The 11,312-nt window shown below is 66.9% G+C and carries 8 protein-coding genes and 1 pseudogene; 2 read left to right on the top strand and 7 right to left on the bottom strand.

Going from position 1 to position 11,312, the window contains the following annotated elements; genetic code table 11:
* Positions 1 to 69 precede the first annotated feature (69 nt).
* The 7 genes from CFP71_RS09590 to CFP71_RS09625 form a co-directional block, all read right to left on the bottom strand.
* Entirely contained in the window at positions 70 to 3,168 is a 3,099-nt protein-coding gene (locus CFP71_RS09590; RefSeq protein WP_208635917.1) for a glycosyl hydrolase 2 galactose-binding domain-containing protein, read from the bottom strand.
* Between the two features lie 125 nt (positions 3,169 to 3,293).
* The gene (locus tag CFP71_RS09595) at positions 3,294 to 4,532 is read right to left on the bottom strand and encodes a hypothetical protein (protein ID WP_093933477.1); all 1,239 of its coding nucleotides are present in this window, start codon (positions 4,530 to 4,532) and stop codon (positions 3,294 to 3,296) included.
* A 52-nt stretch (positions 4,533 to 4,584) separates the two neighbouring features.
* Positions 4,585 to 4,971, bottom strand: coding sequence for a YchJ family protein (locus tag CFP71_RS09600; protein ID WP_093933478.1), 387 nt, complete (start codon positions 4,969 to 4,971; stop codon positions 4,585 to 4,587).
* A 19-nt stretch (positions 4,972 to 4,990) separates the two neighbouring features.
* Positions 4,991 to 5,368: a DUF1801 domain-containing protein gene (locus CFP71_RS09605; RefSeq protein WP_093933479.1), complete on the bottom strand. Its 378-nt coding sequence runs from the start codon at positions 5,366 to 5,368 to the stop codon at positions 4,991 to 4,993.
* Positions 5,369 to 5,656: 288 nt separating this feature from the next.
* Positions 5,657 to 7,954: a UvrD-helicase domain-containing protein gene (locus CFP71_RS09615; RefSeq protein WP_244199614.1), complete on the bottom strand. Its 2,298-nt coding sequence runs from the start codon at positions 7,952 to 7,954 to the stop codon at positions 5,657 to 5,659.
* On the bottom strand, positions 7,951 to 8,460 hold the full coding sequence (locus CFP71_RS44880) for a hypothetical protein (RefSeq protein ID WP_244199615.1): 510 nt from the start codon (positions 8,458 to 8,460) through the stop codon (positions 7,951 to 7,953). Before CFP71_RS44880 ends, CFP71_RS09615 begins: the two co-directional genes overlap by 4 nt.
* A 426-nt stretch (positions 8,461 to 8,886) precedes the next feature.
* Positions 8,887 to 10,140, bottom strand: a complete 1,254-nt coding sequence (locus tag CFP71_RS09625) for a DUF222 domain-containing protein (RefSeq protein ID WP_093933481.1) — start codon at positions 10,138 to 10,140, stop codon at positions 8,887 to 8,889.
* A 198-nt stretch (positions 10,141 to 10,338) separates the two neighbouring features.
* Between CFP71_RS09625 and CFP71_RS09630 the strand changes: the two are divergent.
* Together CFP71_RS09630 and CFP71_RS09635 are read left to right on the top strand one after the other, a co-directional pair.
* Positions 10,339 to 10,693, top strand: a pseudogene (locus CFP71_RS09630) (hypothetical protein); the annotation flags it as partial.
* 245 nt (positions 10,694 to 10,938) lie between these two features.
* Positions 10,939 to 11,235, top strand: coding sequence for an antibiotic biosynthesis monooxygenase family protein (locus CFP71_RS09635; RefSeq protein ID WP_093933482.1), 297 nt, complete (start codon positions 10,939 to 10,941; stop codon positions 11,233 to 11,235).
* Positions 11,236 to 11,312: the final 77 nt, after the last annotated feature.

Here is an 11,312-nt window from a genome sequence, read left to right on the forward strand (position 1 = left end):
TAACCCACGCCGGAACGGAAAAGGCCCCCTTCGCCGGGTGGCGAAGGGGGCCGTTGGCGACTCCCCGTGCTAGAGGGTGATCTTGTCGACGTTGGGACCGCCGTTCGCCGTGGTGGCGACCGCCTTGATCTTGTTCTGCCCCGCCGCCAAGGTCATCTTGACGGTTCTGGTCGTCCAGTTCGGCCAGGCGCCGGTGCCGCCGAAGCCGACACCCGACGCGCTGATCGAGCCGTTGACGGAGAAGTCCAGCGGCCGGTCCGCCGAGGTCCCGTTGGCGTACCGGACGACGACGTCGTAGGTGCCCGCGGACGGCACGGTGACCGTCCACTCGACCGAGCTGCCCGCCACGTTGTCGTAGTTGACGAACCCGCTGCCGGTGAACCCGGCGTGGTTGGACTCCACCGCGCCCCGGACGACCGTGGCGTCCTCGGCCTGGTAGTCGACCGGGTTGTTCGGACCGGGGCCGGAGCCGTCGGCGGGAACGGTCTGCGTGCCGGTGTTCCAGCCCGAGACCCGTACCGAAGGCTTGGAGCCCTTGAGGTCGGCGGTGCGGTACTTCGCGGTCAGCGTGGTCGTTTCACCCGGCCACAGGCTCACCGCGTTGTCGTTCCACTCCACCGGGAGCACCGGCTTGCCCGCGGCGTCCACGACCTTCGAGTCGACGTAGAACGCCGGGAGCTTGCCGCCCGAGGTGTTCTTCAGCGTCACGGTCGTCGTGGTGGTGCCGTCGGAACCGGCGACCGATTTCGCCGTCACGCCGACGGCGGACTGCCCGAGGTTCTTCAGCCCGGACAGATCGGCGTAGGCCGACTGCGGCGTGTAGTACCAGTCGCTGCCGCTCCAGTTCAGCGTGTCCGCCTTGGTGGAGAGCCAGTACACGTTCCGGCTGACCTCCTTGCCGGAGGAGTCGGTGAGCACCAGCTTCGCCAGGTAGGTCGTCGACAGCCCGCTCACCGAGGGGACGGTGACGGCGGTGGACTTGGCGCCCAGCGCGCCGACCGACAGTCCGGTCTTGGTGTTGCTGTACTTCTCGGTGCCGTCGAGGTTGTACAGCTTCGTGGTCGCCGTCAGCCCGCTCACCGCGTTCGACGTCTGGTTGATCACCACGACCGAGCGGTTGTCGTGCGAGTACTGGATGTGCAGCGGCTCGTTGGCCTTCTTCGCCCCGTAGTACGCGCCGTTCTGGTCCATGTAGGCGTCGAACAGCTGCCAGTGCAGCGAAGTCCACGGGCTGTTGAGCATCCAGTAGATCAACCCGGTCGACGGATTGGTCGAGTCCGTGTAGTTGCGGGAATGCGACTCGAACTCCGCACGCACGTTCTCGTACTGCGCGAGCTGCGACTTCCGCACGAAGTCGTTCAGGTCGGCCGGGGCGCCGTAGCGCTTGGTGAGGGCGTTGCCGAACAGCTTCAGGTTCCCGAAGGTCGCCGAGGACGAGCGGTGGTACTGCGCGGCCGACGGGTTCTTCCACATCGTTTCGAGCTCGCTGGCCGACATCATCCGCTTCAGGGTGTCCATCGTCGGGATGTCGACGCCGGCGCTGGTCTCGGAGTTGAAGCTCCACGCGCCGCCACGGTCCTTCTGCGACTTGTCGTACCAGTACACCGGCGGGACGTAGTCGTACGGGCCGTTCATTTTCATGCCGGACGCGCCGGTGATGGGGGACGGCCTCGCCGACGCCGCCGGGATCACCGGGGGCTGGAAGTCGGCGGCCTTCATCGCGTCGAGGTAACCCTGTTCGATCCGCTTGTCCGGCGCGAAGTCGCTGCCGATGTGGAAGGAGATGACGCTCGGGTGGTCACGCAGGCGCTCGGCCTCGGAGAACATCGACGCCTTGGCGATCGGGTAGTCCGACTCGACCCACGGCTCGCCCTTCTCCTCGCCGTTGACCTGGCCTTCCCACTTGTCGCAGCATTCCCAGCCGGGCATCGTCAGCACGCCGAGGTCGTCGGCGATGTCGAAGAACTCGTCCGGTTCGATGTGGCCTTCCAGCCGGACCGTGTTGAGCCCGAGGTTCAGCACGTACTTGAGTTTGTCGGCCGCCGCGGTCTCGCTCCAGCGCAGGAAGAGGTCCGGTGTGTAGCCACCGCCGCGGATCAGCAGCGGCTTGCCGTTGACGCTGTACTGCCGTCCACCGCTGGAGTTCAGCGTCGCCTTGACGTCACGGACGCCGAACTTCGACTTCGAGGCGTCGGAGGCCGTGCCGCCGACACTCGCGGTCAGGTCGAGGTCGTACCGGTTCTGGCCGCCCATTCCGGCGGGCCACCATACGTTCGGGTTGTCCAGGCCGACGACCGGGAAGGTGACGGTCTTGCGTTCCTTCGCGGCCAGCGAAACCGTCTGGCTGACCGGCTTTCCCGCGACCGTTCCGGCGACGGTGGTCTGCACCGCGTTCGCCGAGTCGTTGCGGACGTCGGCCTTCACCGTGAGGTCGGCGTGGCTGAGCGAGGAGTTCAGCTTCTGGACCACGTGGGCGCTGCGCAGCGCCACCGGGCCGCCGCGCCGGACGAGGACGTCGCGCACGATGCCCATGTTCTGGTCCGGCGGGGTCTGCGCCCAGTCGATCCAGCCCATCGAGAGGTCGTTGTTGGGATCGTTGGGGTAGACCTTGAACGCGACGCTGTTGACGCCCTGGCGGACGTGCTCGGTGATGTCGAGGTCGTGGCGGGTGTAGGCGCCGTTGACCTGGTCCTTCGTCGCGATCCGGGTGCCGTTGACCCAGACGTCGGCCTTCGAGAGGACACCGCTGAAGTCGAGGTACGTGCGCTGCGAGGTGTCTTCGACGTTCAGGTCGGTGCGGTACCACCACGGCACGGTGAACTGCGCCGTCGGCACGTTCTTCATGTTCGTGGAGTAGAACGGGTCGGCGTACTTGCCGTTCTGCAGCAGTCCGGCGTAGACCGTCGAGCGCGACGACACCGGGTACCAGCCGGCGGTGGGGAAGCCCGGCTTCGACACCGCCGAGTCGTCACTGACCTGTGCCGAGGACTGGATCACGTAGCCGGGGATCGGGGTGGCGTTGCCCGCGGCGGCGCCGACGGACAGCGGGACGGCCGCTTCCGCGCCGGTGGCGGCGGGAGCGGTGGTCACCCCGCAGACCGCCGCGGCCAGCGCGGTGACGGTCATGGCCAGTAACGGGATCCGGGTTCTCTTCTGCCGAAAACTCACGAGCGCGCCTCCTTGGGCACACGGCGGCGGACCTGGGCGGAAATCGTTAAGAAAGTTCCCTAACAATGTTGGGGGAGATGGTAGCCGTCACATCACGGCAAGGCCAGACCCTTGCACCGGGTTCGTCAGTGGTGGAGAGTCCGCCGGAGTGCGGCGGCGCGCAAGCACAGCAACAAGGGCAGGGAGGCGTCGTCACGCACTCTCGCCGGCAACGTCGACGCCTCGGCGACGGCCGTCCCGGCGGAGAGCTCTTCGCCCAGCGCGGCGAGGTCGACGTCGAGCACGTTCGCGCCCTCGCTGAACAGCTTTTCGGCGCCACGGGTGCGACGTGTCCGCAGGGTGTCGCCGTCCACGGAAAGCTCGGTGATCCCGAAGAACTCCGGCTTCGCGCCGCGTTCCATCCAGCGCGCGAACCCGGTCAGCCGGGTCGAAACGATCTCGCCGGGCAGGACGCCGGTCTCTTCGCGCAGTTCCCGTTCCATCCCGGCGATCACCGCCGTGTGCAGCATCCGGCGGCGTCCGCCGTCGGCGGTGTCGAGGTCCTGGGGTTCGAGGGAGCCGCTGCCCGACGGCGCGAGCAGCATCGCGCTCGCCGAGTTCCGCCGGGACTGGAGCACCACGACCAGTTTGCCGTCGGAGGTGAACGCGATGGTCGAGACGCCGACCAGGTCGGCCAGTTCGCTGCTCGCGAGCGTGCGCAGGCTGCCCGAGGAGTCGGCCAGTTCTTCGCGGCGGAGGTCGTACTCCTCGCCGGTGTCCTTCCTGGTGATCCGCAGGGTCGCCAGTTCGTTGGAGCACACGGCGTCGAAGAACCGCGCGCGATGCAGCCGGATCGGGGCAGGAGCGGCGCTCGCCGCCGGAAGCGGCTCGCCGCGCATGCCGACGATGGGGCCGTTGAACAGCACGCGGCCCTTCGCTCGCAGGGGAAGGACGTGCGGCGCGGTCGCCTTGAGCTTGGGCGGCAGGCGATACGGCTCCTCGGAGACGGCGATCCGGAAGTTCCCCGCCGACAGTGCCTCGTCGATCGGGTCGCTGACGAGCGCCGTTCCCCGCGCGGGTACGGCGAGATACTTCGCTCCCGGATACGCGGGCGGAGGCGGCAGTTCGGCGGTGGGGAACGGGGCGGCGATCGCGCTGAACTCGAACCCGGCCCAGCGTGCCCGCAGCAGCCGGAGATCCCTGACGAAGGTGGCCGTCCCCAAGGCCAGTGCCAGCACCGAAAGCACGATGCCGATCGCGCTGGGGAGGATCGTCGCCGCGCCGAGGACCACGCCGATCCCGGACGCCGCGACCGGCCACTCACGAGCGGCCGAGTAGGCGTAGTAGTCGGCCTTCGCCCTCGCCCGGCGGGTCAGTTTTCCCATCGCCACCTTGTTTATCACGCGAGGGAAGCCTGATTGGGCGAGTTGATGGAACTCAGGCGACGGGCGCGACGTAGATCCACTTCCCGTCGGCGCGGACGAAGCGGCTGTTCTCGTGCATGCTGTCCGCCCGGCGGTCCTGCCGGTAGTGCGCCCGGAACTCGACCGTGCCCTCGTTCTCCAGCAGCCCGCCGCCGGTCTTGCCGAGGATCTCCAGGAAGGTCCAGCGCTGCCCCGGGTCGAGTTCGAGGTCCACGGGCCTGGTCTTCGGATGCCAGGTCGCGATGAGGTACGCGGTGTCACCGGCGGCGAACGCGCTGAACCGCGACCGCATCAGGAGTTCGGCGGTCGGCGCTGTCGCGGCTCCCCGGTGGAAACGGCCGCAGCAAACGCCATAGGGCTCGCCGAGGCCGCACGGGCAACGGGATTCGTCGGTGATCACAGGCACGCCGCCGATTGTGTCACCGTGCTCCGGCGGGGGCTTCGAGGTCTCGTGCCTGCTTGAGCCAGCCGGTGAACAGGTCGGCATCGATGTCCTCGACCGAGCGCAGCTTGACGTGTGCCATTTCCCGTGCGCTCGCCTCGAGCCTGCCGGACTCGTCGTCGACAAGCTGGCCCTTCCAGAGGGCGAAGGTGACGTATGACGAGTACGCCTTCACCAGGCAGACGAGGTTCTTGCCCACGGCTTCGCCCGCGCTCCAGGTCGGGGAGCCGTGGTACATCGCCTCGATGGCGCTGGGCAAGGCGGCGTTGACGATCGGGCGCAGCGCGGTGGCGACCTCACGCAGACCCTCGGGGAGAGCGGCGAGGTAGTCGTCGACGTTCGCGAACTTGGCCATGACTTGGTCCCTTCGATCGGTGTGTGCTTAGCTAACCGTCCGAAGGGTGAAGTTGTCAAGACAAAAAAATTATTCGGCGGGTTCGGGTGTGCGACCTCGGGTTTCCAGCGCCTCGCGGATGATGCGGAGCGCTTTGGGGCCGACGCCGTGCAGGCTCGCGAGTTCGGCGTCGGTGACGTGGGTGAAGTGCTCCAGTCGCGTGTAGCCGGCGGCGGCGAAGGCACGCGTCGCCGGTTTGCCGATGCCGGACGGCAGATCGGTCTGGTCGTCTATGGGGCTCCCCTTCGGTCAGTGGCCGTGACGTCGCATCCATTGTGGACTGCAGCAGAACTCGCACGGCTCGAGCTTGCCCGGAGTGACCGATCCCCAGGCGAGACGGGTGACGTCGTGGACGTTCATGCCCTGTCGGTGCGCGCTTCCCTGGCCCTTTCGCAGCCACGTGCAGTCGGGGTCGTTGTGGTACGCGGTTCCTCCGGAAGTCCGGTAACCGTGGGGGAGGACGCTCGGCGGCGGTTTGCGGCAGAGCGAGCACCAGGAAATGGGCATGTCGTGAACGCAGTCGTCCTCGGTCTCCACGGCCTTCGCCGCGTTCTCGGCCTTCTCGGACTGCTCGGTCTTCTCGGCCTGCTCGGGCGCGGTGTCGTCGAGTACGCCCCACCAGAGGAAATCGCGAGCCCTGGTCGCCGCGACCAGATGCTGCCTGCCGCGCAACTCACGGCGTTCCTCTTCGGCCTCGCTGCCGGTCACGCTCTCGTGCGTGTTCTCAAGTACCAGAACGGCTTCGAAGTCCAGGCCCTTCGCCCGATGCACGGTGCCGATCTTGAGCTTGCCGTCGGTCGCGCCGGAGTAGTGCTCCAACGCCAGCGTCGGGATCCCCGCCTTGCGCAAGATCTCGGCGCACCGGCTCAGGTCCTTGTGGTGGAAGACGATCAGCGCCGAATGGTCAGGGCGCACCGGCAGGTTTCGGACCGCTTCGACCAGCGCGCCGGACAGTTCGCCGGAGGTGCCGCGCCAGGTCTCGGTCACTCCGCCCTCACTGGCGGACTCGGCCGCGCGCAGGGTGACGCCGTCCGCGCCGTCGAGGTCGTCGACCCGGTTGGTCGCGTCGAATCGGCGTGCGAAACTCAGGACCTCGGCACGGTTGCGGTAGTTGACCTTCAGGATTTCGCCGCGGCCCTGGACCGGGATGCCGGCGTCGGACAACCGCCAGCCACCGGGATAGACCTGTTGCTGGCCGTCCCCGACGAGCAACAGCCTGTTCGGCCCGTCGCCCGCGAGGTCGTTCAGCAGTCGCAAGCCGCACAGAGGGATGTCCTGCACCTCGTCGACGACGACTCCCGCGTACGGCGTTTCGAGCGGCCGGTCCGCGAGTTCCGCGCGGCCGAGTTCGATCAGATCGTTGTAGTCGTGCACGTCCCTTTCGGCCAATCCTCGCTGGTAGTGCGTGTAGAGGTCCCAGACAAGCGCCTTCTGGTTCGCGTCGAGCCGCAGGATCCGCCCGCGCCGCCGTACCGCGACGTAGTCGTGAAGCGTCGTGATCCCCCTGCCCTTGATCACCCGGTCCACTTCGGTGCGCCAGTAGTCGAAGCTCGGTTCGATGACCTGCAGTTTCTCTCGGTTGGCCATCCACGCGAAGCTGAACGCCGTATCGATCTTGCGCCGATCCACCCGCACCGGCACGTCGCGCTCGGAGAGGAAACGGCGGACCCAGCCATGCAGGTTCGTGAACTCGACACGGCCGTCCAACTCCGGGGCGAGCCGGTCGAAGGCCGTCTTGATCACGGAGGGCAGCGAGTGGACGTATGTCGTGAACAGCAGTGGCCCGGTGTCGAGGCGGGCGAGATGCCTGAGCCGATGGAGAGCGACGACGGTCTTGCCGGTTCCCGCCGGGCCGCTGATCCGCGCGGGGCCCGAGTAGTGGCGTTTGACGATGGCGTTCTGCTGTGGATGCAGGAAGGTGAGCCACGAATCGAACGGTCGCCTCTGAGCCGCGCCGAGCTGGTCGTCGATCAGTTCGGCGACGTCCAGCAGACCGGCCGTGCCAGGTCCGCGCTCCTGCTGCTGGACGGCCAGGGAGCGGTAGCCGCGCAGTCTTCGTTCCGCCTGCTCCGCGATGGCGGCGATCAGCCGTTTGTCGAGATGGAGCGCGTCCCGCCGGAAGATCCGGTCGAGGCTCGACTCGGTCAGCGCCCAGTGGACGCCGTCCCGACGGGGACTCCCCGCGCCCCGTCCGATCACCACGAGATGGATGGCGGTCTCGGCCAGGGACCGGCCTTGCTGCCCGGGAATCCCGGCGAAGCGCTCTTTCGCGTGACGCAGGACCTGGTTCGCGGTCTCGTTGTCCGGTGCTTCGTCCGTGATCAGAAGAGCGAACACGCCGGTGTACCCGATCAAGAAGGCGTCCGCGGTTCGGCTGTCCCCCGAGGGGAGCGACGTCTTGATCAGCAGCCGCCAGCCGGCATCGGTCCGGCTGAGCAGGGCGATGAGCACATTACGGTGTAGCGAGTCCAGGCCGGGGAAGGCTCTCTCGAGCAACTGCCGGGCCTGGATTTCGAGTTGCCTTCTGGCGTGTGCGCTCCTGCTCACCTGTGTTCCGTTCGTCGGTGGTGGTTCAAGGTGCGGGGAATTCGACCGCGACTTCGACGGCGGATGACGTTGCCGGTGCCGTCCTTGTCGATGAGGCGTTTCAGGTCGCTCGCCTTCGGCATCTTCACCCACGCGACGGACACGGAGATGGTGCTGCCTGCCCCGTCGGCGACGGTGACGAACATGCGGTCGAGATCGACGCACGGGTGGCGCAGGAAGAAGCGCTGGACCTCGCCGAAGGAACGCGGTCCGCATTTCAGTTCCCGCTTGGCTTGCTTCTTGAGCCGGCGCCAGCCCAAACGTTGCCATGCTTCGGAATGGCGGCCCTTCTGCGCGGATTTCTTACTGGAGCTCTTTCCTTTCAGCGCCTGGCCCGCGGCGGAATCCAGAGAGGCTCCACCTATTCCGTTCGTGGCGGCCACGACTACGCCCGCCGTGACCAGCGCGCCCGCGCCGTACTTGTATTTGATCCAGCGACCATCCGGCCCACGTGGCTGATTCACCATGCTGCGTTCCGTCCCCTCCCAAGTCCGGAACGGGTGATCTTGCTCCGGACGAAGAGAAAGGAACGAGGACTTGCCCATGAATACGCCCGAATGGCGCAGCCGAAATTCGGGTTCCCGCCGGTACCGAACAGTTTCGGGCAGGACGAGGAGCCAGTCGCCGATCTGGCCGGCGGGCTCCTCGGGTCATGCGGGGTATTTGCGTAGCTGCTGGGCTTGGGTTCGTTTCGGTCAGGGTGTGTGACGGGGGAGGATTTCGGACGCTGAACGTCCGGATTCTTCCCCGCTCGGCGGTCGGCGGGGGTATCGACGGCCGGGGTCGCCCTTGTCGCGATTCCTGCATCGCCAGTTCCCGGCGCTTGTTCCGTGGGCATGCCGAGGGGCCCGTCGCCGGTGTGGCTGGCGGGCTCCTCGGGTCATGCGGGGAGTTCAGGCGCGGTGGAGGGTGTTGCGCCGGGTTCGTTGTAGCGGGTCCAAGTACTGGGGTGGAATGAATTCCGGTAGTCCGTCGGCTGCTATGTGGACTTGCCAGTCGCCGTGGTGGATCAGGCGGTGGTGGAAGCCGCAGAGGAGGACGAGGTTGCGGAGGTCGGTGGGTCCGCCGTCTGCCCAGTGATGAATGTGGTGGGCGTGGCAGTTCTTGGGTTTTCGGTGACAGCCGGGGAACGCGCAGCCCTGATCGCGGATGTTGAGTGCGCGTCTCTGGCCTGGGGTGACGAACCGTCGTAGTCGCCCTACGTCGAGGGGTTCCCCGGCGGCGTTCATGACCACGGGGAGCATCAGGCAGTCGCACGCGGCCATCCGCGCCTCGCGGGCGGTCATCTCGCCGACAAAATCGAGACACGCCTTTCCGATCCCGGATTTGAGTTCTTCCAGGCCGATGGTCACGTGCACCAAGGTCCGGTATCCGCTGGTACCGGGCTGATCCGGGCAGGCGATCGCCAGATCGAGGAGCTCGGCCCACGCATCGCCCTGACGCTCGCATTTCATGCGCAGATCAGCTTGTCCGAATTCGTCCACTGGACGCGGCTTCGCATACGCCTCCAGGGCGGCGGCGGTGCGAGCCCCCAGCTCGTCATCGAGGAGGCCGGTGAGTTTCCAGAACCCGTCTCGGCGGCGTTCCAGGGTGATTTCGCGGCGGGGCTGTTTCGGTTCGGGTTCTTTGGGTTCGTTGCCGTCCGGGTCGAGCCAGCCGAGGATGTCCTCGGCGGCCTTCGTCACCTGCCGGGGGCCCGCGCCACGGCCCAGGTTGCCGAGGATCTTCTCCGCGCTTTCCCGATCCTCGGCCGATGTATCGGACGGGAGTCTCCCCAGGGTTTCCAGGATCTGGTCGATCCGCTCATCCCCGATGACGCCCTCAGCAGCCGCCGCGCCCACAGTGGGCGCAAACGCCGGAACCTCGGTCCCGTCGAGATTTCGGGTCGGGTTCAAGGCGATCGCCCGCTTCACCACTGACTGCGCCTCACCCCGCGACAGCCCAGCCACATCGGCGAACCACGCCGCCGTCGACCCATAGCCATACAAGTCTTTCGAACCCCGAGACTCGACCTCCGCCAGGAATTGCCCCAGAGCGGCGGAGGCGACCCGCATCAACTGCAAGAACTGCTGCACGCCATGAGCAAGCTCCAGCTTGCCGGCACGCCACAACTCCTGCGGGAGTTCGGGAAGGAAGGTCTCGGACACCCCTCCATAATACACCTATTCCTCGAACACGTGTTCGTAATTTTGTGTTACCGCGAACCCGCGCAGTTCCCACTTAAGAGTGAATCGGCAAGCTTCGCAATTAGGGGTCGTAACAGAATGATCTTGGGGTGTGGTTTGATGCCGTGTCTCGGTGATCGTTCTGTGAGGGGTGAGCTGGTGGGACAGCGGCGTCCGTGGGGGGCGATCGTGATGTGCTGGCGGCGGTTGCGGGATGTGGCAGCAGTTGCACGAGCTGCTGCTGGCGGAACTGCACGCGGCGGGCCAACTGGACTGGTCACGGGCAGCCTTTGATGCATCGCATGTGCGGACGTTAAAATGGGCCATCACGCCTCTCGTCGCCCGCCGAGGCCAGGAACACGGCTCCGGCCTCGGTGTTCATCGCTGGGTCGTCGAGGGCGCCTTCGCCCTGCTGCACTGGTTTCGGCGGCTACGCATCCGCTGGGAGATCCGTGACGACCTCCACGACGCCTTCCTTACCCTCGGCTGCGCCATCATCTGCTGGCGCAGACTCAAGTCCCACTCAATCTGTTAGGACCCCTTAGTGGGCACGGATCGCATGTTGGTGCGTTAAAGGGGGCAGGGAACATCACCCAGCTGATGCCGCAGATCCACCAGATCCCACCGTCCCGGCGGCGGCCCCGCCGGATCTGCGCCGACCGAGCCTGCCGCCTGCGTATCCGCTGGAAAACCGCGACAACAATAGGGCGCCTCTCCGCATTCAGCCAGTGAGCTCCAGAAGGCCGCCACCGGGAGGGCGGGTCGCTTAGCATCGGCACCATGACGACAGTCGAACTGACCCGCTTCAAGGTCCCGGCCGACCGCGCGGCCGAACTGCTCCAGGCCCGTGCCGCGATGCTCGCCGACTTCCGGGCCGACCGGGAGGGTTTCCTCGATGCCCAGCTGATCCGGGTCGACGACGAGACCTGGCTCGACGTCGTGTGGTGGCGTTCCTCCGAGGACTTCGCCGCGTCGCGGGAGAAGGGGGCGAACCTGCCCGGGATCAAGGCCTTCTTCGCGCCCATCGCCGAGCTGATCTCCGCCGAGGAGGGCGTAACCGACGACTACCGGGCCTGACGCGCCCACATCCTGGGACACGAAATATCGCCGTCCGCACATCGTTGACCTGGGAGAACGAGCAAGGTCACGGAAGG

This window comes from Amycolatopsis thailandensis (assembly GCF_002234405.1).
GTDB classification, from domain to species: Bacteria; Actinomycetota; Actinomycetes; order Mycobacteriales; family Pseudonocardiaceae; genus Amycolatopsis; species Amycolatopsis thailandensis.